Consider the following 22,420-nt stretch of genomic DNA (forward strand, 5'->3'; position numbering starts at 1 on the left):
CGCGAAAGACCCCGCTTTCCTACTTCGTCCAGGCCGAGATGGGATTACCCAGCCAGCGCGAGTCGGCGGGAACCGCGTCGCCCCGGGTCACCAGGGAGCCCGGTCCGACGGTCGTCCGCGCGCCGATGCTCGCGCCAGGCAGCACGATACCGTGCGGCCCGAGCGTCGCTCCCTCGTCCAGGGTCACCGGCGACATCGTCATGATCCGGTCGTGGAACAGGTGCGTCTGCACGACACAGCCGCGGTTGATCGTCGCGCCGTCGCCGAGGCTCACCAGATCCGACTCGGGCAGCCAGTACGTCTCCAGCCACACACCGCGCCCGATCTTGACGCCCATGGTCCGCAGCCACGCCAGCAGCAGCGGCGTGCCGCCGAGCGAACCGATCAGCCACGGCACGGCGAGCGCCTCGACGAACGTGTCGGCGAGTTCGTTGCGCCAGACGAACGAGCTCCACAGCGGGTGGTCGACCGCGCGGAACCGGCCGACCAGCAGCCACTTCATCGCGGTGGCGGTCAGCGCGGCGACGGCGCCGGCGGCGAGCAGCAGCGGCCCGCCGAGCAGCACCGCGACCAGGAAACCGAACGACGACGCCAGCGCGAAGATCCCGGCGGCCACCAGCACGGTCAGCGCGACACCGCACATCACCGGCACGATGCGGCACAGTTCGACGAGCGCGCGGGCCGCCTTCAGCCGCAGCGGCGGGGTGAAAGTACGGCTCGTGTCGGCCTCGCCGACCGACCGGCGGACCGGCAGCGGCGGCATCCCGAGGTACGACGAGCCCTTCTTCGCCTTGAGCGGGGCCGACGACAGCACCCCGACCAGACCACGTTTCGGCACCGAACGTCCCGGCGCGGCCATCCCCGAGTTGCCGAGGAACGCCTGCTTGCCGATCCGCGCCGGCGCGACGTGCAGCCAGCCGTGGCCGAGTTCGTAGGTGGCGACCATGGTGTCGTCCGCGAGGAACGCGCCACTGTCCACCTGGGTCATCTTCGGCAGCGCGAGCACGGTGGACGCCTCGACGTTGCGGCCGACCTTCGCTCCGAGCATCCGGAGCCACACCGGGGTGAACAGGCTGGCGTACAAGGGGAACAGCCCTTCACGCGCCATGCCCATCAGTCGTTCGGTCGCCCAGACCTGCCACGCCACACGCCCGTGCACCGGGTGGTAGCCCTCGACCATGCCGATGCTCAGCGAACGGACGCCGACGAGCACGAGCAGGGCGTAGGACAGGAAGTACGCGACGGTCGCGAGCGGCGTGAACAGCAGCGCCTGGCCGAGCGCGGCGCCCAGCGACGGCGCACCGGCGATCGCGTGACCCAGCACGGCGACAGCGGGCAGGGCGGCGACGGCGGGCAGCAGCCCCAGCGCGACCGAGGTCGCCCCGTAGACCGAAGCCCAGAACCGCGACCGCGGCGGCCGGCTCGACGGCCACTTCAGCGCGTCCTTGCTGGCACGCGCGGCGGGCGCGCCGGCCCAGCGCTGCCCGGCGGGCACGTTGCCGCGGACGGTCGACCCGGCTGCGATCTCCGCGCCCTTCCCGATCCGCACGCCGGGGAACAGCGTGCTGCGCGCGCCGATCCGCGCGTCGGCGCCGATCCGGATCTTGCCGATGTGCACGAGGTCGCCGTCCACCCAGTGGCCGGACAGGTCGACCTCGGGCTCGACGGCGGCACCACGGCCGAGCTTCAGCATGCCGGTGACCGGCGGTGGGGAGTGCAGGTCGACGTCCTTGGCGATCCGCGCGCCGAGGGCCTTGGCGTACGTCGTCATCCAGGAAGCGCCCGCGACACTGTCCGCGCCGCTGAACTCGGCGAGCTTCTCGGCGGTCCACAGTCGCAAGTGGACACTCCCGCCGCGCGGGTAGCTGCCGGGACGGACGCCGCGCAGCAGCAGCCGGGAGCCGGTCGCGGAGATCGCGATCCGCCCGGCCGGGCTGAACAGCACGATCCACGCGGCCGCGATCCACGCCCAGTTCAGCGTCGGTGCCCAAGCGAAACCGGCCAGCGACAGCACGTTCGAGAGCGTCGCGGCGATCGTCGTCCAGCGCAGGCCGACCAGACCCATCAATGGGATCATCAGCAGCGACTGGATGATCCCGGCCTTGCGCGGGGTGGGCGCGATGTCACGGCGTTCGGTCTTCTCGCCGCTCAGCGCGTCCAGCGTCGACGCGAGCGTGCCGAGCTTCGGGTTCGCGTAGATGTCACTCACCGACACCTGCGGGTGGCGGGTGCGGATCCGCGCGATCAGCTGGGCGGCGGTCAGGCTGCCGCCGCCGTTGGTGAAGAAGTCGGCCTTCGGGCTGTCGACCGACACGCCCAGGATCTCCGCCCAGCCTTCGGCGAGCCAGCTCTCCGTCGGCGACAGACCGGATTTCGCGGCGTCCACAGTGGACAGCGGCCAGGGCAGCGCGTTGCGGTCGACCTTGCCGGAGGTACGCGTCGGCAGATCGTCGATCAGCGCCAGCAACGGGACAAGCGCGGCGGGCAGCTGCTCGCGCAGCCGGGTCGCGGCCTCGTCGTGGTCGAAATCGACCCCATCGGCGGGCACGACGTACCCGACGAGGACCTGGTTGCCCGCCTTCGTGCGGCGGACCGCGGCGGCGGCACCCTGCACGCCGGGCAGCGCCTGGAGCGCGGCGTCGACCTCACCGAGTTCGATCCGGCGGCCGCCGAGTTTCACCTGCTCGTCGAGGCGCCCGAGGAACAGCAGGCCCTCGGCCTCCGCGCGGACCATGTCGCCGCTGCGGTACGCGCGGCGCCAGCCCAGCGAAGGCAGCGGCGCGAACTTCTCGGCGTCCTTCTCCGGGTCCAGGTAGCGGGCCAGGCCGACGCCGCCGATGACCAGCTCGCCGGTCTCCCCCATCGCGACCGGTTCACCCGCCTCGTTGACCACGGCGAGCTGCCAGCCCACCAGCGGCAGGCCGATGCGGACCGGACCCTCACCGGTCATCTGCGCGGCGCAGGCGACGACGGTGGCCTCGGTCGGTCCGTAGGTGTTCCAGACTTCGCGCCCCTCGACGGCGACGCGTTCGGCCAGCTCCGGCGGGCACGCTTCGCCGCCGAAGATCAGCAGGCGGACGTCTTCGAGCGCGTCGGCGGGCCACAGCGCGGCCAGCGTCGGCACGGTCGACACGACGGTGATGCCCTGCGCGACCAGCCACGGGCCGAGGTCGACGCCGGTGCGCACGAGCGAACGCGGCGCCGGGACCAGGCAGGCGCCGTGGCGCCAGGCGAGCCACATCTCTTCACAGGACGCGTCGAACGCGACGGACAGCCCGGCGAGCACGCGGTCTCCGGGGCCGATCGGCTCCTCGGTGAGGAACAGCTGAGCTTCGGCGTCGACGAAGGCGGCGGCCGAGGCGTGCGAGACCGCGACGCCCTTCGGTTTGCCGGTCGATCCGGAGGTGAAGATGATCCAGGCGTCGTCGGTCGGGGCGGGCGAGCCCTCGACGCCGCTCGGCGAGCCCAGCACGGTGATCGCCCCGCCATCGGTGACGACCGCGGCGACGTCGGCCTCGCCGAAGACCAGCTCGGCACGCTCTTCCGGGTCGTCCGCGTCGACCGGCACATAGGCGGCGCCCACGGACAGGATCCCGAGGATCGCGACATAGAGCTCTGCGGTGCCGGAGGAGATCCGGACGCCGACCCGGTCGCCGACGCCGACGCCGTTGGCCGTCAGCTTGCGGCCGTAGGCGTCGATCTCCTCGACGAGCTTGCGGTAGGACAGCGTGGTCTCGCCGTCGTCGATCGCGCCCGCGTTGGGGTGACGGGCGGCGGTCTCGGCGAGGATGTCGATCAGGGTGCGCTCGCCCGCGCCGAGACCGGACCAGAACAGGGCTCGATCGGCGACCGGGGCCGGCGACGGGGCGACGGTGACGTCCGCGACGCAGGCGATCGGTCGCGAGTCGGCGGTCAGGGTCATCGGGAGATCACCACGGGCACCGCAGAACCATGGGCGCGCAAGCCCATCACACACCTTTCGCGAAGTGCGTCATTCGGGCTCGCTCTCCGAATGAGGCGCCCGCTAGCAGACCATCGACTTTACCGCAGGTGAACGACATATCTCGGGAGGGTCTCGGCAGAGTGTCGAAACTCACCGGTGGACACGCCGAAACCCGAGGTCATCGGCGTGTCCACCCAGTGAAATATTCACCTACATCGTGAGAAAATCAGCGCGCTTTTGGCTTACCCTGTGGTTTCCCCGCCGCTTTACCACCGGCCTTGGGCTTTTGCTTCTTTTCCCGCACCCGGACATTCACCCGAACGGGGCTGCCTTCGAAACCGAACCGCTCACGGAACTTCCGTTCGATGAACCGCCGGTAGCCCGCCTCGAGGAAGCCGGTGGTGAACAGGACCAGCGTCGGCGGCCGGATGCCCGCCTGGGTCGCGAACAGCACCTTCGGCTGCTTTCCACCGCGCACCGGCGGCGGGGTCGCGGCAATGAGGTCGGCCAGCCAGCCGTTCAGCTGACCGGTGGGCACCCGCTGGTCCCAGGACTTCAACGCGGTCCGCAGCGCGGGCGCGAGCTTGCGCACCGACCGGCCGGTGAGCGCGGAGATGTTGACCTTGTCCGCCCACGGCACCCGCACCAGGCCGCGGTCCAGCTCGCGGACCATGGCGTGACGGCGGTCTTCGTCGACGAGGTCCCACTTGTTGAAGGCGAGCACGCAGGCGCGGCCCGCTTCGACGACCATGGTCAGCACCCGCAGGTCCTGCTCCGAAAGCGGCTCGGCCGCGTCCAGCAGCACGATCGCGACCTCGGCCGCGTCGATCGCGGTCTTGGTCCGCAGCGAGGCGTAGTACTCCGCGCCGTTGGCCGAGTTGACCCGCTTGCGCAGGCCGGCCGTGTCGACGAACCGCCAGGTCTCGCCGTCCAGCTCGACCAGCGAGTCGACCGGGTCGACGGTGGTGCCGGCGACCGAGTCGACGACGGACCGCTCCTCGCCGGAGAGCTTGTTCAGCAGGCTGGACTTGCCCACGTTCGGCTTGCCGACCAGCGCGACGCGGCGCGGGCCGGTGGTGGCGCGGTCGCCGTCACGCGGCATCGACGGCAGGGCCTTGACGATGGCGTCGAGCAGGTCGCCCGAGCTGCGCCCGTGCAGCGCGCTGACCGGATACGGCTCGCCGAGGCCGAGCGACCACAGCGACGCGGTGTCGGCGAGCAGGCGGTCGTCGTCGACCTTGTTGGCGGCGAGCAGCACCGGCTTCTTCGAGCGGCGCAAGACCTTGGAGACGGCCTCGTCGGTGGCCGTCGCGCCGACACTGGCGTCGATGACCAGCAGCACCGCGTCGGCGGTGGCCATCGCCATCTCGGCCTGCGCGGCGACGCTGGCCTGGAGCCCGGTCGCGTCCGGCTCCCAGCCGCCCGTGTCCACCAGCGTGAACCGGCGGCCCGCCCAGAACGCGTCGTAGGCGACGCGGTCCCTGGTCACGCCGGGGACGTCCTGCACGACCGCCTCGCGACGGCCGAGGATGCGGTTGACCAGGGTGGACTTGCCGACGTTCGGCCTGCCGACGACGGCGAGGACCGGCTGCGCGAGCTGCGCCTCCTCCTCGGCCTCGCCCGCGGCGATCTGCGCGTCGAGCGCGGTGAATTCGGACTCGTCGGACCAGGAGCCGTCGACCTCGCCGACTCCGTCAAGCTCTGTCATTTTCTCAATCCTGTCGCGTGTCTCGGAGCCCGTGCTCCAAGCGCCATTCGTCCAGTGCCTTCACGAGGTCCGCGAGCGCGATGCGAAGCCGCTCGGTTCCCTCCTCCAGCCCTGTCCTTCCCTTCCCGATGTCGGGAGTGAAAGGTTCGCCGACCATGATGTCGACGCGTGGCCGCCAACGCCGTTTGGCGCCGGCGGGTTTGTACGTCCCCCGAGTGGCGACCGGAACCACGGTCGCGTTCCCGGCACGGACCAGGAAGGCCGCGCCGCGCTCGAAGTTTTCGGCGTCACCGAGGCCGCGGGTGCCTTCGGGGAAGATCCCGACCGCACCGCCGTCCTCGAGCACCTTGACCGCCGCCATCAGCGGCTTGCGGTCCACCGCCCCCCGTTTCACCGGGATCTGGCCCAGCTTCGGGAAGAACCAGCCGACGAACCCCCGGAAGAGTTCCTCCTTGACCAGGAACGCCGTGCGCCTCGGCAACATTCCGAAGAGCAACTGCGGTTCCACCATCGAGCTGTGATTGGCGATGAACACCACCGGCCCGGACGCCGGAACCCGCTCGGCACCGTGCACCCGCACCCGGAAGGCGGGCCGCACGATGAACTTCGCGATGCCGCGGCCGAACGTGTGGATCGGGCCGCTCGCGCCCTCGGGAAGCCCCTGCGCGGTCACCTCGTCGCCTCGGCCGGGCAACCTTCGAGAAGGCCGCGGTGCAGCGCGAGTTCCGCCAGCGCCACGATCACCTGGTCGATATTGAGCGCCGATGTGTCCACCTCGACGGCGTCCTCGGCCGCGCGCAAGGGCGAAGCCGCCCGCGTGGAGTCGAGGCGGTCACGCCGTTCCACCGCCGCCTTGGCGACGTCGACGGTGGACTCGCGACCGGCGGCGGAGTCCTGCGCGCTGCGGCGCGCGGCGCGGACTTCGGCCGACGCGGTGAGGAAGATCTTGAGCGGGGCGTCCGGCGAGACGACGGTGCCGATGTCGCGGCCTTCGACCACGATGCCGCCGACGCGGCCGAGCACCTCGGCGATGATCTCGCGCTGCCGGGCGACCAGCAGTTCACGGACCGCGGGGACGGCCGAAACCGGCGACACCGCGGTGGTGACGTCCGCGCCGCGGATCTCGGCGGAGACGTCTTCACCCGCCAGGGTCACGGTCGCTTCGTCCGGGCTGGTCCCGATGCCGAATTCGGCCTTCCGGGCGACGTCGGCGATCGCGTCCGGGTCGGTCAGGTCGGTTCCGGCGCGCAGGACGGCGAGGGTGACCATGCGGTACATCGCGCCGGTGTCGAGGTAACCGGCGCCGAGCTTCGTCGCGAGCTTCCGTGAAACCGTGGACTTCCCGGTTCCGGACGGGCCGTCCATCGCGACCACACCACGCAGGGCTCCCGCCACCGAAACACTCCTCAGCTCATCCGTCGCTCATCTGATCGACGACCATTCTGCCTGGTGGCGAACGACACGCCTCAGCCGCCCACGGCGAACCGGTCGACGAGCATGCCGATCCGTTCCGCGCGCGCGGCCGCCGGGAGCCGCCTGCTGCGTTCGAGGGTGACCAGGCCGTGCAGGGCGGCCCAGAAGGTCTCGGTGTAGAGGGCCGGGTCGTACTGGCCGGCGACCGGGCCGACGACTTCGAGCAGCGCGCCGAACGCGTCCTTCAACGGCTCCGGACTGTCCGGGCTGGCGAAGCTCAGTTCACTGGCGAGGGTGAAGATCGCGTCGTAGAGCGCGGGTTTGCGGTCGGCGAAGTCGAAGTAGTTCTCGGCCAGCCGCAGCAGCGCGTCACGGGAGCCCTCCGCCGTCCCGGCCCCTCTCCGCATGTCGGCGGCCATTTCGGTGCAGCCCTCGAGCGCCGCGGCCGCCATGATCGCCCCCTTGCCGGAGAAGTGGCTGTAGAGCACGGGCTGGCTGTACTCGATCTTCGCCGCCAGCCGCCGGGTGGTGACCGCGTCCCACCCTTCTTCTTCGGCGATCTCGCGGGCGGTGGTGACGATCAGCTGTTCGCGTTGCGAGCGGTCCCGCTCGCGCCGGGGGTTCGTGACCATACGAATATGCTAGCACCGCTAGACAAGCTAGCAGTGCTAGCGCTAGTGTCAGCTCCGTTCCTAGCACTGCTAGCTTTTGGAGTCGGAGACCATGACCCGCATCAAGATCGCCTACATCCTGTCCGCCGCCCTCGTGCTTTTCGTCCTCTACTTCGGGAGCGGTTACGTGTTCTTCCCGGCGACGCAGACGGGCGGCTTCGGGCTGCCGGTGATGCCTTCCGAGGGCGACCCGATCCTCGCGGTCAAGGGCGTCCGTGACATCGGCACGGCGCTCGTGGTGCTCGCGCTGATCCTGTTCCGGAACGCCCGCGCGCTGGGCTGGGCGATGCTCGCGCTGGCCTTCATCCCGTTCGGCGACATGCTGATCGTGTTGACCCACAACGGATCCGTGGGCACCGCGCTCGGTATCCACGGCGCGACGTGCGTCCTCATGCTGGTGATCTCGGCGTTGTTCCTGATCCGCCCGGCACGAAACGGACAGTGAGTTAGTGTTGTTCACGTGAACGTCGAAGTGACCCCGCTCCCCGGAATAGGCGTCCGCAAGGACTTCGCCACCCGCAACGGCCGCCGTGTCGGGGTGGTGACCCATCGCGACGGACACGTCGAGCTGATCGTGTCCAAAACGGACGATCCCGACGCCTGCCTGGCGTCACTTCCGCTCACCACCGACGAGGCGGGCGCGCTGGCGAACCTGCTCGGCGCGCCCCAGCTGGTCGCCCAGCTCACCGAAGAGCACCGGGATCTGCCCGGTATCAACACCAAGCAGCTGCCGATCAAGGCGTCGTCGCCGTTCGACGGGCGGACGCTGGGCGACACCGCCATGCGCACACGGACGAGCGTCTCGGTGGTCGCGGTGATGCGGGCCGGTCAGGTCCACCCCTCCCCCAGCCCGGACTTCAACCTCACCGCGGGCGACGTGCTCGTCGCGGTCGGCACCTCCGAGGGTCTCGAGGCCGCCGTCAAGATCTTGAAGTACGGCTGATCGCGGATGGATCACACCGCACTGTCCTTGATCGAACTCGGGGCGGTCTTCTTCGGGCTGGGCGCGTTGGGCCGCCTCGCCGGGAAGATCGGGATGTCCCCCATTCCGCTGTACCTGATCGGTGGCCTGTGTTTCGGGCAGGGCGGGTTCATCCCGCTCGGCGACATCGGCGACTTCACCCATCTCGCCAGCGAGATCGGTGTCGTCCTCCTGCTGCTCCTGCTGGGCCTGGAGTACTCGGCGGCCGAACTGTTCACCGGGCTGAAACGCTCGTGGGTGGCGGGTGTCGTGGACATCGTGCTGAACGCCGCACCCGGGGCGATCGTGGCGCTCATTCTCGGCTGGGGGCCGATCGGCGCGATCGTCATGGCGGGCGTCACCTACATCTCGTCGTCCGGGATCATCGCGAAGGTGCTCGGCGATCTCGGACGGCTCGGTAACCGGGAAACCCCGGTGGTGCTGTCGATCCTGGTGTTCGAGGACCTGGTGATGGCGCTGTACCTGCCGATCCTCACCGCGGTGCTCGGCGGGGTGAGCTTCCTCGGCGGGATGAAGGCCGTCGGGATCTCGCTGATGGTCATCACCGTGGTCCTGGTGATCGCGCTGAAGTTCGGCCGCTACGTCTCCGCGGCCGTCGACAGCCCGGATCGCGAGGTGTTCCTCCTCAAGGTCCTCGGCGCGGCACTGCTGGTCGCCGGTGTCGCTTCGGCGATGCAGGTTTCGGCCGCGGTCGGCGCGTTCCTGCTCGGCATCGCGATCTCCGGTTCGACGGCGGAGAACGCGACGCACATGCTCGAACCACTGAGGGACCTGTTCGCCGCCGTGTTCTTCGTGGTGTTCGGGCTCAACACGAACCCCGCTTCGATCCCGCCCGTGCTCGGCTGGGCGGTCGTGCTGGCGGTCGCGACCACGCTCACGAAGGTCGGCACCGGCTGGTGGGCCGCGCGGCGGCAGGGCATCGGGAAGATGGGCCGCGCCCGTGCCGGAGCCGCGTTGGTCGCGCGAGGCGAGTTCTCGATCGTCATCGCCGGGCTTGCGGTGGCCGCCGGTGCGGTGACCGGCGAACTCGCGGCGCTCGCGACGGCGTACGTGCTGCTGATGGCCATCCTCGGCCCGACGGCCGCGCGGATCGTCGAACCGGTCGCCCGTGCTCTGCAGCGGAAGCCCTTCGGGTCGAAGAGCCCCGCCTCGCAAACCGGCTGACCCCCGCCCCGCTCTAAGTGTCATGAAAGGGTCGTTCAGGACATATCTTGTCCTGAACGACCCTTTCATGACAGTGGCTTAGCCGCGCTCAAGCCCCGAACCGGTGACGGGAGCGACCTGCGCCGGAGCCACCGGAAGCACCGCCGGCACCGCCGACGGACCCGAACCCGCGACAGGCAGCGCCAGCGAGGTCTTGCCCAGATCCACCGTGATCTTCGGGTACTGCGCCGGCCCCGAGATGAACGAGCCGTCCGTCCCGCCGATGATGAGCGCGAGCTGATGTCCCTGCGGAACGACGTGATCCGTGCTCGCCAGCCGGAACGTCATCGTGTACGGCTGCCCCGGCGTCAGCGGCGATTCCTGCGTCAGCGAACCGTGGTTGGCCAGGTCCGCCCAACCGCGGCTGATGATGTTCAGCCCCACCGAGACCGCGTCGGTGCTCGTGTCCAGATAGCAGGCGTCGTTGCCGGGACCGCTCGAACCCCAGCACGACTGGGTCAGCTCGTTCTTGATGCCTTCCTTCGGTCCGGTGTAGTTCCGGATGGTCGCCGGGCCGTAGTCCACCAGGATCGCCGAGAGCCGCGCGGTGGACGTCGACGGCGTCGCGGTCACAGTCACCTTCGCCGTTCCGGACACGTGAAGGTCCTTCGCCAGCGCGCCGGTGCTGAAAAGCACGCGCCCGGCCGAAGTCTCCGTCGGCTTCGCGGCCCAGGTGTTCGAGGACTGACCGGATGAGTCCGTGAACGACATCGTTCCCGTCCCCGCGGTCGTGCCGAGCGTGCCGACCCCCGGCGTACTGCCGGACGCGGGGCGCAGGGTGACGGCGCTGCCCGCGGGCCACGCCGGCTGGTCCACCCAGACGTCGGGTTCGCGTTCCACACTCGCGCCCGGGGTCTTCTCGATGCCGTTGTCGACGCCGAGCAGGTAGTGGTCGAACCACTTGTGCAGGGTGTCGACCCAAGCCGACCGGCGGTAGTCGAACGGGTCGACGTGACCGGCCTGCGTCAGCCAGATCTTGCGCTCGACGTTCAGCGCCTCCCACCACTGCCCGAAGTTGATGGTCTTGACGTTGAGGTCGCCGAGGCCGTGCGAAGCGAGCACGCTGGCCTTCACCTTCGAGGCGCTCTGCACGTAGTCCCGGTCGAGCCAGAACGCGTTGTAGTCGCCGTTCGAGGTCGCGCCCGCGGTGAGCTTCTGGTTCGCCGCACCGCAGTTCTGCCCGCCGTTGCGCCGGGACACGGTCTGCGCGAGCCCCGCCGGGCTGCCCTGGCGCAGGTTCGCGCCGTCGGAGCGGTAGTAGTCGTACCAGGAGCTGATCGCGCCGATCGGCACGATGGTCTTGAGCCCGTCGACACCGGTCGCGGCGACGCCGTTGGCCACCGTGCCGTCGTAGGACTTCCCGATCATGCCGACCGCGCCCGTCGACCACGTCGCGTTCGTCCTGGCCGGGCCGGTCGCCGTCGTGTAGCCGTTCGCCCGGCCGTTCAGCCAGTCGACGACCTTGCGCGCCGAATTGACGTCCGAGGGGCCGCCGATGTCGGTGCAGCCGCGGGACCTGTTGGTACCGGCCAGATCCACCAGGACCACGGCGTACCCGCGAGGGACGAAGAAGTTGTCGTAGTAGAGCGGGAAACCGACCGGCCTGCCCGCCGAGTCGTAGGTCTTCAGTTCGCTCTCATTGCCGCGCCCGCAGCACGAGTAGTACGGGCTGGCGTCCATGATGACCGGGACCTTCTCGCCCCGCGCCGCCGGTTCCTTCGGGCGGATGATGTCGGCGGCGACCCGGTCCGAACGGCCGTCGCCGTCCCCGTCGAGCCCGATGTCCACCCAGGCCGTCTCGCGGACGGCCTGGGCGAAGTCGTAGACCGGTTCACTCGCCCGCGGTTTCGCCGCGGCCTGCGGTGCCGCGACCACGGCCGCGGCGACCGCCAAGATCCCTGCCAGCACAACTGTTTTCACGGTTGAGCCCTTCCCCGTCGGCTGAAAGCCCGTCAGGAAGAGCTAAACGCGGTGATCACTTGTGCAGTAGAGCGGAAAGTCTGACAGTCAGGCGCAGCCTGTCCGTTGAGGGTGGTGGTGGGGCGGGGTCCGGGCTTAGAGATCGACGGCGCGGTACAGCGAGCCGACCTCGCCGCGGTTCAGCCGCCGGATCGAACCCGACCGCTGGGCACCGAGCTGGACGTCGCCCAGCGCGGTCCGGACCAGTTTCCGCACCGGGTGCCCGGTGGCCGCCATCAGCCGCCGCACGATGTGCTTGCGTCCCTCGTGGATGACCAGCTCGATCTGGGTGCGCCCGGCCAGCATGTCCTTGACGCGGAACTGGTCGACCTTGACGATGCCGTCCGGCAGCTCGAAACCCGCGCGCAGTTCCTTGCCGAGCCCGCGCGGGACGATGCCCTCGACCTCGGCGAAGTAGGTCTTCAGCACCCGGAACGACGGGTGCATCAGCCGGTGCCCGAGGTCGCCGTCGTTGGTGAGGAGCAGGAGCCCCTCGGTGTTCTCGTCGAGCCTGCCGACGTGCACGATGCCGGGCGTCTCCTCGTACCGGCCGCGCAGGTAGTCGCCGACGCACGGACGGCCGCGGTCGTCGTTCATCGTGCTGTGCACGCCCTTGGGCTTGTTCAGCAGGAGGTACACGAGGTCCTCGCGGACCTGGACGCGGGTGCCGTCGACGTGGATCACGGAGTTGTCCGGATCGACCCGGCGGCCGAGTTCGGTGACCACCTTGCCGTCCACGCTCACGCGACCGCGCACGATCAGGTCCTCGGCCGCGCGCCGCGAGGCGACGCCCGCCTGCGAAAGGACCTTCTGCAGCCGAATGCCGTCGGGATGCGGGTCAGATGTCATCGATGGTGTCCACTTCGGGTAGCAACGGAGCGATGGGCGGAAGGTCGGCCAGGGACGACAGGCCCAGTCGCTCCAGGAACAGCTCGGTCGTCACGTACAGCGTGCCAGTGGTTTCGGGGTCGGTCCCCATCTCCTCGATCAGGCCGCGCGCCAGCAGCGTCCTGATCACCCCGTCCACGTTCACCCCTCGGACGGCGGCGACCCTGGCCCTGGTCACCGGCTGCCGATAGGCGATCACGGCGAGGCTCTCCAGTGCGGCTCGCGTCAGCTTGGAACGCTGGCCGTCGAGCAGAAGCTTCTCCACGAACGGGGCATAGACGTCCCTAGTGTAGAACCGCCACCCTTCGCCGACTCGGCGCAGGTCGATTCCGCTGGTCCGCTCGGTGAACTTCTGCGCCATCGTGCGCAGCGCCACGGTCACCCGCGACACGGGCTGCGCGACCGTTTCGGCGAGCGATTCCTCGCTGATCGGCGAGTCGACGACCAGGAGCAACGCCTCGAGAGCCGCTTCGAGCGCCTCGTCGGAGGTGACGTCGGGATAGTCGCCGTCACCGGCCGCGACGAGACCTTCGTCGGCGGGCGGCTCCGCTTCGGCCTCCGGCGGGCTGAAAGCGTCCTTCACCTCATCCGACGCGACGAAAGCGTCCTTCGCCTCATCCGACGCGACGAAAGCGTCCTTCGCCTCATCCGACGCGACGAAAGCGTCCTTCGCCTCATCCGACGCGACGAAAGCGTCCTTCGCCTCATCCGACTCGGCGATGGGAGCCTTGGGCCCATCCCCGGTCTCGTCTGCTTCGGATGCTTCGGGTGCTTCGCTCGCTTCGGTCGTCTCTGTCTCTTCGGTGTTCTCCGGGGTCACCCGTACTCCTCGTCCTCGGCGGCGGCGCGGTCCTGCTCGGCCGCCACCGACGCCTCCTCCACGGACCCGCCGGTCCAGCGCACGTGCAGTTCGGCGAGCGCCTCCAGCTGCTCGAACTGGACCGAGGACTCCCGGTACAGCTCCAGCAGCGCGAGGAACCGCGCCACGATCTCGACGGTGTGCTCGCAGTCCTCGACCAGTTCGCCGAAGGTCGCTTCGCCTCGTTCCGCGAGCTTGAGCCGCAGCAGCGCGGCGTGCTCGCGCACCGAGACCCGGCCCATGTGGATGTGCGCGATCGACACCTGCGGCGGCGGCTTCGGTTTGAAGACCGCGACCGCGATCTCGGAGAACTTCCCGACGTCGACGCCGAGCATCACCTCGGGCAGCAGCCCCATGAACCGGTCTTCGAGCGCGACCGAACGCGGGTAGCGCCGCAGCGCGCCGGCCTCCAGTTCCCCGAACAGCGCCGCGACCTGCTTGTACGCCCGGTACTGCAGCACACGCGCGAACAGCAGGTCCCGCGCTTCGAGCAAGGCGAGGTCGTCTTCGCTCTCCACCTCGGCGGCGGGAAGCAGACGTGCCGCCTTGAGGTCGAGCAGGGTCGCCGCGATGACCAGGAACTCGGTCGTCTCGTCGAGGTTCCACTCCGTGCCGAGCGCACGGGTGTAGGCGATGAAATCGTCCGTGACCCGGTGCAACGCGACTTCGGTGACGTCGAGCTGGTGCTGCGAGATCAGCTGGAGCAGCAGGTCGAAGGGGCCCTCGAAGTTCTCCAGGTGCACCTTGAACTTGGACGTGCTCAGCTCTTCACTGGTCAGTCCTTCGGGGACCATCCCGCCGTGCACGGTCTCGTGCACGGCGGGGGTCTCGTCTGCCTCTGTCCGCTCGACCGGCTCTGGGCCGCTGGGAGCAGCCGCGGCCGGGTCGTCCATCAGTTCTCGGTCTCTTTCCCGTCCTCGCTGCCCGCCCGCAGGCGCTGGACGAGGACCGAGTCCTCGCCCGCCGCGTCGAAGTCGGCCAGCAGCACGGCCACCGCCTCGCGGACCAGCCTGCCGCGATCGAGCACGAGGCCGTGCTTCGCCCGGAGGTTCAGCCTGGCCTGCTCCATCGCCAGCAGTTCGTCGCCGGAGACGTAGACGGTGATCTTCGCGTCGTGCTTGGTCCGCCCGGAACCGCTGCGCGCGGCACGGGTCAGCTGTTCCTTGTGCGCGTGGCCCGTCTCGTTCCCGGAACCGTTCCCGTTGCCGTTCCCCTTGGCGGGGGCGGGCTGCTCGGGCGCGGGCGGGAGATCGAGGGCGGGGCTGGAGGTGATCCTGAAAAGTTCGGACGCTCCGGGCAGGGAAGCTCGCCTGCTCACCGAGCGATCACCTCACGTGCCAGCGCGCGATAGGCAGCCGCGCCCGCTGATTTGGGAGCCCAGGTCGTGATCGGCTCGCCCGCGACCGTCGTCTCGGGGAACCGCACGGTGCGGTTGATCACCGTGTCGAACACGGTGTCGCCGAATGCCTCCACCACTCTCGCCATGACCTCCTTCGAGTGCAGGGTTCTCGGGTCGTACATGGTGGCGAGAATCCCGGTGATGTCCAGTTTGGGGTTGAGGCGTTCCTGCACCTTCTCGATGGTGTCGATCAGGAGCGCTACGCCTCGCAGACTGAAGAACTCGCACTCCAGCGGGATGATCACACCGTCCGCGGCGGTCAGTGCGTTCACCGTCAGCAGGCCTAGCGAGGGCTGGCAGTCGACAAGAACATAGTCGTAGTCGTTCATGACCGGACGAAGGACCCGTAACAAAGTGTGTTCGCGTCCTACCTCTGCGACCAACTGGACCTCGGCCGCGGACAGGTCGATGTTGCTCGGCAGCAGGTCGACGCCGTCCACCCGGGTCTTCCGGATGACGTCGGTGATGCTGACCGAGCGCTCCATGATGACGTTGTAGACCGTCTGGTCCAGCTCGTGCGGCTGAATGCCGAGGCCGACCGAGAGCGCGCCCTGCGGATCGAAGTCGACCAGCAGCACCCGGCGGCCGCATTCGGCCAGCGCCGCGCCGAGGTTGATGGTCGAGGTGGTCTTGCCGACGCCGCCCTTCTGGTTGCACATGGCCATCACCAGTGCGGGGCCGTGCCGGTCCAGCGGCGGCGGGTCGGGGATCTCGCGATACGGACGGCCGGTGGGCCCGATGCCGTCGTTGTCGCGTTCTTGCTGCTTGGCGTCTTTGGCTTCTTTGGCGCGCTTGGCCTTGCGGCCGCGGGAAGAGATCGTGTCCTCCGACGGTTCGTCGCCGTCGTGTTCGGCGGGGGTTGCGATGGTCACCTGGCTGAGGCTCGCGGCAGCCGAACCGGCGGACGCGGACGGCTTCGCCGGCTCGTTCGGTGTCGACATAACGCGAAAGCTCCTCTTCGGCAGGATCCTCGGCAGCCTATGCGCGATCCGGGAGCCGAGCCAACGAGGCACGCCGGGATCAACCGGGTCGTTTAGGCGCTGTCCTGCGACTCTTGTCCGCGGTCTTCGCGCCCAGGCGGCCCCTGACGGCACGGGCGGTTCACCCGAGTACGACCCCGTACGAGGGAGAACCGCCCGCACCGCCAGGAACCACCTGGATCACGAAGCCCATCGAACAGAGCCGCAGGACAGCACCTAGCCGAGCGCCCGCGGATGTGCTGTCGCGTAAACCTCGCGCAGCGTGTTGACCGTGACCAGCGTGTACACCTGGGTGGTGGTCACCGAAGCGTGGCCGAGCAGTTCCTGCACGACGCGGACGTCGGCGCCGCCCTCGAGCAGATGCGTGGCGAAGGAATGGCGCAACGTGTGCGGCGAAACGCCCGCCGTGATCCCGGCGGATTCCGCGGTGTCCTTGAGAACCTGCCACGCGCTCTGCCGGGAAAGCCTGGAGCCGCGGGCGTTCAGGAACATCGCCGGCGTCCCCCGGCCGTGGGTGGCGAGGGCGGGCCGCGCGCGGACGAGGTACGCGTGCACCGCTTCCAGCGCGGGACGGCCGATCGGCACGATGCGCTGTTTGCCGCCCTTGCCGTCGAGCAGCACGGTCCGTTCGGCGTCGTCGATGTCGTCGACGTCGAGCCCGACGGCCTCGGAGATCCGCGCGCCGGTGGAGTAGAGCAGTTCCAGCAGCGCCCGGTCCCGCAGTGGCCGTTCGCCCTCGGGCGGTGGGGTTTCGAGCAGTTTCAGCACGTCGCCGACCGGTAGTGCCTTGGGCAGCCGTTTGGCCGCGGCCGGTGGGCGGACCTCGCGGGCCGGGTCGGTCTCGGTGATGCCGTCGGCGTGCGCGAACTTGTGCAACCCCCGGACCGCGACCAGCGCGCGGGCCGCCGAGGAAGCGGCCAGCGGGCGATGCTCCTCGTCGCCCTCGCGCAGCGCCGCGCCGAACGAGGTGATGTGCGCGGAGGTCACGTCGGCGAAGCGCTCGACGTCGGCGTCGCCGAGGTACGCGGTGTACCGGCGCAGGTCACGCGAGTAGCTGTCGAGGGTGTTCCGCGCGGTTCCGCGCTCGACCACCAGATGGTCGAGGTACGCGGCGACCACCTGGGCGACTCCGCTACCGCCGGCCCGTGACACACGGACACTCTAGGACCACCGCGACCCGATCGGGGGTTCGCCGCGCGTGCCGCGCCGCGGGTGTGAAACGGGCTACCTTGGGAGCATGTCCCAGCAACCGGACCCGGACGAGATGCGCGTCGGCACCGCCGAGCGCGAAGAGGCCTCGCGGCTGCTCGGCGACCACTACAGCCAGGGCAGGATCACGCCGGACGAGTACGAAGGCCGCGTGCTCGCCGCGTACGAGGCCGTGACGCTCGGCGAACTCCGGCCACTGTTCCAGGACCTGCCCGCGCCGCACCCGGCGTACCTGGCGCCGCGGTTCGACCCGCCGCCGTTCGTGCCCGTGTATCAGCGGCCCGCCGCGGTGCTGCCCTACTCGCCGAAGTCGAAGATCGCCGCCGGGGTGCTGCAGATCGTGCTGCCGTTCGGGATCGGGCGGTTCTACACCGGGCACATCGGTCTCGCCCTCGGCCAGCTGGCGGTCGTGCTGGTCACCTGCGGCGTCGGGGTGGTCTGGCCGATGGTCGACGGGATCGTGCTGCTGGCGAACGGCGGCACCGACGCGCAGGGCCGCCGCCTCCGCGACTAGAGCCTCGCGAGCGGTAAGGGCGGTTAGAACCGTCCTTACCACTCACGAGCGTCAGAGACCGCGCGAAGCGAACTTCGTCGGCCTGTCCTCCCAAGGAGCGTCCGCGGGCCGCGACGAAGCCGCCCCCGAAAGCACCGCGTGCGCGGCGAGCACACCACCGACGGTGGACCCGTTCACCAGCTCACCCGCCAGCGCCATCCGCACCGCCTCGGCGAGCGGGAACTTCCGCATGACGAGGTCCGCCTCTTCGTCGCCGAGGACCTCCCTGTCCACTTCGGACAGTTCGCGGGCGAGGTAGACGCGGACGACCTCGTCGGTGAAGCCGGGCGACGCCGCGACGTCGACCAAGGTCTCCCAGCGTTCGGCGCTGAGCCCGACCTCCTCGACCAGTTCGCGTTTGGCCGCGCCGACGGGGTCCTCCCCCGCCTTGTCGATCAGCCCGGCGGGCAGTTCCCACAGCCGCCGCCCGATCGGGTGGCGGTACTGGTGGATCAGCGTCACCATGCCGTCCGCGTCCAGCGCTACGACGGCGACCGCGCCGAGGTGCTCGACGACCTCCCGGCGGGCGGTGCCGCCGCCGGGCATCACGACCTCGTCGACCCGCAGGCCCACGACACGTCCGATGTGGACGTCCTTTGTGGACGCGACGGTGAACTCGTGCTTGCCGGGCTCGGTCACCGGGCTCCCGTCTGAGCTGTCTCGGGCAGCTCGACCGGCAGCCGCTCGGCGACCTTGCGGTCCACGACGGCCTTCACGAACGCGCTGAACAGCGGGTGCGGCCGGGTCGGGCGGCTCTTGAGCTCCGGGTGCGCCTGGGTGCCGACGAAGAACGGGTGCTTGTCGGCGGGCAGCTCCACGAACTCGACCAGGTGGTCGTCGGGCGAGGTACCCGAGAACACCAGACCGGCGTCGGAAAGGCGCTTGCGGTAGGCGTTGTTGACCTCGTAGCGGTGACGGTGCCGCTCGGAGACCTCGGTGCTGCCGTACGCCTTCGCGACCTGCGAGCCCGGCTTGAGCTTCGCGACGTAAGCGCCGAGACGCATCGTGCCGCCCATGTCGCGCTCACCCGCGACGACGTCACGCTGGTCGGCCATCGTGGAGATGACCGGGTTCGGGCCGTCCTCGAACTCGGCCGAGTTCGCGTCCTTGATCCCGGCCAGGTTCCGCGCCGCGTCGATCACCATGCACTGCAGGCCGAGGCACAGGCCCAGCAGCGGCACGCCGTGGGTGCGGGCGTACGCGATGGCGCCGACCTTGCCCTCGATACCGCGGATGCCGAACCCGCCGGGGATCAGCACACCGTCCACATCGGACAGCGCGGCCGCGGCACCGGCCGGGGTCTCGCACGAGTCCGAGGGGACCCAGGCGATCTGCACCTTGGCGCGGTGGGCGAACCCGCCCGCGCGCAGCGCCTCGGTCACCGAGAGGTACGCGTCCGGCAGGTCGATGTACTTGCCGACGACCGCGACCCGCACCGTCTCCGACGGGTTGTGCACGCGGTCGAGCAGGTCGCCCCACACGGTCCAGTCGACGTCGCGGAACGGCAGCCCGAGACGGCGCACCACGTAGGCGTCGAGCGCCTCACGGTGCAGCACCTTCGGGATGTCGTAGATCGACGGCGCGTCGGGGCAGGCGATGACGGCCTCGGTGTCGACGTCGCACATCAGGCCGATCTTGCGCTTGAGGTCCTCCGGCAGCTCGCGGTCGGCGCGGCACACGAGCGCGTCGGGCTGGATACCGATGTTGCGCAGCGCGGCGACCGAGTGCTGGGTCGGCTTGGTCTTGAGCTCACCCGACGGGGCGAGGTACGGGACCAGCGAGACGTGGAGGAAGAAGCACTGGTCGCGGCCGACGTCGTGGCGGACCTGACGGCAGGCCTCCAGGAACGGCAGCGACTCGATGTCGCCCACGGTGCCGCCGACCTCGGTGATCACGACGTCCGGGCTGTTCCCGTCCTCGTCGGCGCCCGCCGCGGCGGTGATCCTCGCCTTGATCTCGTCGGTGATGTGCGGGATGACCTGCACGGTGTCGCCGAGATACTCACCGCGACGCTCCTTGGCGATGACCTCGGAGTACACCTGCCCGGTGGTGACGTTCGCCTTGCCGTCGAGAGCCCGGTCGAGAAAACGCTCGTAGTGCCCGATGTCCAGATCGGTTTCGGCGCCGTCGTCGGTGACGAACACCTCACCGTGCTGGAACGGGTTCATCGTGCCCGGATCGACGTTGAGGTACGGATCCAGCTTCTGCATCGTGACCCGGAGCCCACGTGCGGTAAGGAGCTGACCCAGGCTGGAAGCCGTGAGTCCCTTACCCAGAGAGGAGGCAACGCCTCCGGTGACAAAGACATACTTGGTAGCCCGCGACTGAAGTCCCACGGGCTTCCACCTTATCGCACGCCCGCCGTAGCGCTCATCGGCCACGCCGCAAGCGTCCGATGGAGTGGAAAACCGCTACCCTCGCGGCGTGACAGACGCGCACGACACCTGGACCGCACCGGTGGCGGAAGGCCCGCTCGACGCGGACATCCGTGTCCCCGGTTCGAAGTCGATCACCAACCGGGCCTACGTCCTCGCCGCGCTCGCCAGCGCGCCGACGCGGGTGCGGACCCCGCTCGACTCCCGGGACGCGCGCCTCATGCTCGGCGCCATCTACGCCCTCGGCGCCCACTCGCAGGGCAGCATCGGCGGCTACCTCGTGCATCCGCTCGGCCCCGGCCGCGTCCATCCCGACGAGACCGTCCGGGTGGAACTCGGCAACGCGGGCACGGTCGCCCGGTTCACCCCCGCGCTCGCCGCGCTGGGCACCGGCCCGGCACTCTTCGACGGCGACGAGGCCATCCGCCGCCGTCCGATCGGGCCCTTGCTGAAGGCGCTGCGCGACCTCGGTGCCCGCATCGACGACGACCGCCGCGAGGCGCCGCCCTTCACCGTCCACGGCGAAGGCGGTTTACGAGGCGGCCGGGTGGATCTGGACTCCTCGGCGTCGAGCCAGTTCCTGTCCGCGCTGCTGCTCGCCGGGCCGTCGTTCCAGCAGGGTGTCACCGTGCGCCTGGTGGGCGGCCAGGTGCCGAGCGAACCGCATATCGCGATGACGGTCGAGATGCTGCGCCGTTTCGGGGCCACTGTGGACCGTGAGGGCACCGAGTTCCACGTCGCGCCGACGCGGCTTTCCTGCCCCGAGTACATCGTCGAGCCGGACCTCTCGACGGCGGCGCCGTTCGTCGCCGCCGCGATCGCGACCGGCGGCACGGTGCGGATCGCGGGCTGGCCGCAGCGGACGACGCAGCCCGGGGACTGGCTGCGCAGCCTGGCACCCGTCCTGGGCGCCACCGCCGAACTCGACGCGGCGGGCCTGACGGTCACCGGCGGCGGCACGATCCCCGGCGTCGAACTGGATCTGCACGACGTCGGCGAGCTGACGCCGGTCATCGCGGCGCTGCTGTGCCTCGCCGAGGGACCGTCGGTCATCTCCGGGGTGGCGCATCTGCGCGGCCACGAGACCGACCGGCTGACCGCGCTCGCCACCGAACTGTCGTCGCTCGGCGCCGACGTCCGCGAGACCGAGGACGGCCTGCGGATCACGCCGGCGCCGCTGCACGGCGGGAAGTTCCACACCTACGACGATCACCGGCTGGTGATGGCGGCCGCGGTGCTCGGCCTGAAGGTCGAAGGGGTCGAGGTCGAGAACCCGGGGACGGTCGGGAAGACCTTCCCCGGATTCGCCGAGGCCTGGACCTCGATGCTCGGCTAAGCGAGTCCTCCGGCAAAGGGGGTGTCCCGCCACTGGTCGATCATCGGTTTCATACCGTCCACGAGCATCGGCAGGTCGGGCGCCATCGACAGGCACGCGACCACCTGGAGCAGGCCCAGCGCCTCGAAAGTGCGCAGCACGCCTTTGTCGACCTCGCGCAGGCCGAGTTCGGCGGCGGCGGCGTTGTAGGCCGCGATGCCTTCGGGTCCGTTGAAGGCGAGGTCGCGTTCGATCGGCCCGCGGTTGACCAGTTCGAAGTCGGAGTACAGCTCGCCTTCGGTGGTGACGATCAGGTTGTAGCCCGGCGCGTCACCGTGGACGGGCTGCACGGTGGCGTTCGGGAACGCCTTGGCGAAGGCCTCCTCCGATTCGAGCAGCGGCCGGAAGACCTCCCATTCGCGGCGGGCGCGGTCGAGGTCGGCCGGGTCGAGCAGGTCCGGCCTGCCTTCGAGCTGGGCGAGGCCGTCGGGGATGAACGGGTCGAGCCCGTTCAGGAAGGCCAGCTCGCCGGGATAGTCGCGAAGCGCGGCGTGCAGCTTCGCGACGAGCTTGGCCGAGTGCTCCACGGCGAGGTTCGCGTCCTCGACGAACTCGATCAGCTCCCAGAAGGTCATCGAGAAACCGTCGCGCCGCACAGGTTCCACCGGCACCAGCGGGCTCGGCTTGACGACCGGAAGCCCCTTCTCACCGAGCCAGGTGGCGACGGCGAGTTCGCGCCGCTGATCGGTCAGCTGCGTCTCCGGTGTCGTCGTGCGCGGCAGCACGGTCGGCACCCGCACCACGACCGGCGAAGGCGCCAGCCGCACGATGACGGAGAAAACGTCGTACAGGACCTCGGGTTCGGTGACGGTGATACCCAGGTCGCGTCCCGCGGAGACCGCGGCGGCCACCGCCCGCGCGGTGCGGGCGGCCCGTTGTTCGTCGGTGATCATGCCGCGAGTC

The 22,420-nt window shown here is 69.9% G+C and carries 20 protein-coding genes; 5 read left to right on the forward strand and 15 right to left on the reverse strand.

Annotated features, from left to right (window positions below; all coding sequences use genetic code 11):
- Nucleotides 1-19 precede the first annotated feature (19 nt).
- The 5 genes from AORI_RS66060 to AORI_RS66080 all read right to left on the reverse strand — a co-directional run bounded on the left by AORI_RS66060 (nt 20) and on the right by AORI_RS66080 (nt 7,696).
- Nucleotides 20-3,922, reverse strand: coding sequence for a Pls/PosA family non-ribosomal peptide synthetase (locus AORI_RS66060; RefSeq protein WP_016335348.1), 3,903 nt, complete (start codon nt 3,920-3,922; stop codon nt 20-22).
- A 247-nt stretch (nt 3,923-4,169) separates the two neighbouring features.
- Entirely contained in the window at nt 4,170-5,651 is a 1,482-nt protein-coding gene (gene der / locus AORI_RS66065) for a ribosome biogenesis GTPase Der (protein ID WP_016335349.1), read from the reverse strand.
- 4 nt (nt 5,652-5,655) lie between these two features.
- Entirely contained in the window at nt 5,656-6,324 is a 669-nt protein-coding gene (locus AORI_RS66070) for a lysophospholipid acyltransferase family protein (protein WP_016335350.1), read from the reverse strand.
- Nucleotides 6,321-7,025: a (d)CMP kinase gene (gene cmk / locus AORI_RS66075; RefSeq protein ID WP_043848218.1), complete on the reverse strand. Its 705-nt coding sequence runs from the start codon at nt 7,023-7,025 to the stop codon at nt 6,321-6,323. Before cmk ends, AORI_RS66070 begins: the two co-directional genes overlap by 4 nt.
- 92 nt (nt 7,026-7,117) lie before the next feature.
- Nucleotides 7,118-7,696: a TetR/AcrR family transcriptional regulator gene (locus AORI_RS66080; RefSeq protein WP_016335352.1), complete on the reverse strand. Its 579-nt coding sequence runs from the start codon at nt 7,694-7,696 to the stop codon at nt 7,118-7,120.
- 91 nt (nt 7,697-7,787) lie between these two features.
- Here AORI_RS66080 and AORI_RS66085 point away from each other — a divergent pair, with 91 nt between their 5' ends.
- Genes AORI_RS66085 through AORI_RS66095 form a run of 3 tightly spaced genes read left to right on the forward strand, consistent with a single transcriptional unit; the run spans nt 7,788 to nt 9,881 of the window.
- The gene (locus AORI_RS66085) at nt 7,788-8,180 is read left to right on the forward strand and encodes a DUF4267 domain-containing protein (protein WP_016335353.1); all 393 of its coding nucleotides are present in this window, start codon (nt 7,788-7,790) and stop codon (nt 8,178-8,180) included.
- A gap of 15 nt (nt 8,181-8,195) precedes the next feature.
- Nucleotides 8,196-8,678: a cation:proton antiporter regulatory subunit gene (locus AORI_RS66090; protein ID WP_016335354.1), complete on the forward strand. Its 483-nt coding sequence runs from the start codon at nt 8,196-8,198 to the stop codon at nt 8,676-8,678.
- Nucleotides 8,679-8,684: 6 nt separating this feature from the next.
- Nucleotides 8,685-9,881: a cation:proton antiporter gene (locus tag AORI_RS66095; protein ID WP_016335355.1), complete on the forward strand. Its 1,197-nt coding sequence runs from the start codon at nt 8,685-8,687 to the stop codon at nt 9,879-9,881.
- Between the two features lie 78 nt (nt 9,882-9,959).
- Here the strand turns inward: AORI_RS66095 and AORI_RS66100 are convergent, their stop codons facing one another.
- From AORI_RS66100 to xerD, 7 genes are all read right to left on the reverse strand, one after another.
- On the reverse strand, nt 9,960-11,828 hold the full coding sequence (locus AORI_RS66100; protein WP_016335356.1) for a Xaa-Pro dipeptidyl-peptidase: 1,869 nt from the start codon (nt 11,826-11,828) through the stop codon (nt 9,960-9,962).
- 147 nt (nt 11,829-11,975) lie between these two features.
- Nucleotides 11,976-12,728, reverse strand: a complete 753-nt coding sequence (locus AORI_RS66105; protein WP_007035528.1) for a pseudouridine synthase — start codon at nt 12,726-12,728, stop codon at nt 11,976-11,978.
- Entirely contained in the window at nt 12,718-13,587 is an 870-nt protein-coding gene (gene scpB / locus AORI_RS66110) for an SMC-Scp complex subunit ScpB (protein WP_016335357.1), read from the reverse strand. The genes AORI_RS66105 and scpB overlap by 11 nt, the downstream gene beginning before the upstream one ends.
- Nucleotides 13,584-14,519 carry a segregation and condensation protein A gene (locus AORI_RS66115; RefSeq protein ID WP_043848219.1) on the reverse strand — a complete coding sequence of 312 codons (936 nt, stop codon included), beginning with the start codon at nt 14,517-14,519 and terminating at the stop codon, nt 13,584-13,586. Before AORI_RS66115 ends, scpB begins: the two co-directional genes overlap by 4 nt.
- Nucleotides 14,519-14,944, reverse strand: a complete 426-nt coding sequence (locus AORI_RS66120) for a hypothetical protein (RefSeq protein WP_016335359.1) — start codon at nt 14,942-14,944, stop codon at nt 14,519-14,521. Before AORI_RS66120 ends, AORI_RS66115 begins: the two co-directional genes overlap by 1 nt.
- Entirely contained in the window at nt 14,941-15,966 is a 1,026-nt protein-coding gene (locus tag AORI_RS66125; protein WP_016335360.1) for a ParA family protein, read from the reverse strand. The genes AORI_RS66120 and AORI_RS66125 overlap by 4 nt, the downstream gene beginning before the upstream one ends.
- Nucleotides 15,967-16,221: 255 nt before the next feature.
- Entirely contained in the window at nt 16,222-17,124 is a 903-nt protein-coding gene (gene xerD / locus AORI_RS66130) for a site-specific tyrosine recombinase XerD (RefSeq protein ID WP_016335361.1), read from the reverse strand.
- A gap of 118 nt (nt 17,125-17,242) precedes the next feature.
- On the opposite strand from xerD, the gene AORI_RS66135 reads away from it, so the two are divergent.
- The gene (locus tag AORI_RS66135) at nt 17,243-17,728 is read left to right on the forward strand and encodes a DUF1707 domain-containing protein (protein ID WP_016335362.1); all 486 of its coding nucleotides are present in this window, start codon (nt 17,243-17,245) and stop codon (nt 17,726-17,728) included.
- A 51-nt stretch (nt 17,729-17,779) separates the two neighbouring features.
- On the opposite strand, the gene AORI_RS66140 is transcribed toward AORI_RS66135, so the two are convergent.
- Together AORI_RS66140 and AORI_RS66145 are read right to left on the reverse strand one after the other, a co-directional pair.
- Entirely contained in the window at nt 17,780-18,406 is a 627-nt protein-coding gene (locus tag AORI_RS66140) for an NUDIX domain-containing protein (protein WP_016335363.1), read from the reverse strand.
- Entirely contained in the window at nt 18,403-20,103 is a 1,701-nt protein-coding gene (locus AORI_RS66145; RefSeq protein ID WP_081809706.1) for a CTP synthase, read from the reverse strand. The genes AORI_RS66140 and AORI_RS66145 overlap by 4 nt, the downstream gene beginning before the upstream one ends.
- 88 nt (nt 20,104-20,191) lie before the next feature.
- Between AORI_RS66145 and aroA the strand changes: the two genes are divergently transcribed.
- Nucleotides 20,192-21,478, forward strand: coding sequence for a 3-phosphoshikimate 1-carboxyvinyltransferase (gene aroA, locus AORI_RS66150; protein WP_016335365.1), 1,287 nt, complete (start codon nt 20,192-20,194; stop codon nt 21,476-21,478).
- Here the strand turns inward: aroA and AORI_RS66155 are convergent.
- On the reverse strand, nt 21,475-22,410 hold the full coding sequence (locus AORI_RS66155; RefSeq protein WP_016335366.1) for an aminoglycoside phosphotransferase/kinase family protein: 936 nt from the start codon (nt 22,408-22,410) through the stop codon (nt 21,475-21,477). The genes aroA and AORI_RS66155 overlap by 4 nt on opposite strands.
- Nucleotides 22,411-22,420: the final 10 nt, after the last annotated feature.

Source organism: Amycolatopsis keratiniphila (genome assembly GCF_000400635.2).
Classification (GTDB): Bacteria; Actinomycetota; Actinomycetes; order Mycobacteriales; family Pseudonocardiaceae; genus Amycolatopsis; species Amycolatopsis keratiniphila.

Coding starts and splice junctions, on each gene's coding strand:
- AORI_RS66060 (WP_016335348.1), bottom strand. CDS start 3,922: ATGACCCTGACCGCCGACTCGCGACCGATCGCCTGCGTCGCGGACGTC.
- der (WP_016335349.1), bottom strand. CDS start 5,651: ATGACAGAGCTTGACGGAGTCGGCGAGGTCGACGGCTCCTGGTCCGAC.
- AORI_RS66080 (WP_016335352.1), bottom strand. CDS start 7,696: ATGGTCACGAACCCCCGGCGCGAGCGGGACCGCTCGCAACGCGAACAG.
- AORI_RS66085 (WP_016335353.1), top strand. CDS start 7,788: ATGACCCGCATCAAGATCGCCTACATCCTGTCCGCCGCCCTCGTGCTT.
- AORI_RS66095 (WP_016335355.1), top strand. CDS start 8,685: ATGGATCACACCGCACTGTCCTTGATCGAACTCGGGGCGGTCTTCTTC.
- AORI_RS66105 (WP_007035528.1), bottom strand. CDS start 12,728: ATGACATCTGACCCGCATCCCGACGGCATTCGGCTGCAGAAGGTCCTT.
- AORI_RS66115 (WP_043848219.1), bottom strand. CDS start 14,519: ATGGACGACCCGGCCGCGGCTGCTCCCAGCGGCCCAGAGCCGGTCGAG.
- AORI_RS66125 (WP_016335360.1), bottom strand. CDS start 15,966: ATGTCGACACCGAACGAGCCGGCGAAGCCGTCCGCGTCCGCCGGTTCG.
- AORI_RS66135 (WP_016335362.1), top strand. CDS start 17,243: ATGTCCCAGCAACCGGACCCGGACGAGATGCGCGTCGGCACCGCCGAG.
- AORI_RS66155 (WP_016335366.1), bottom strand. CDS start 22,410: ATGATCACCGACGAACAACGGGCCGCCCGCACCGCGCGGGCGGTGGCC.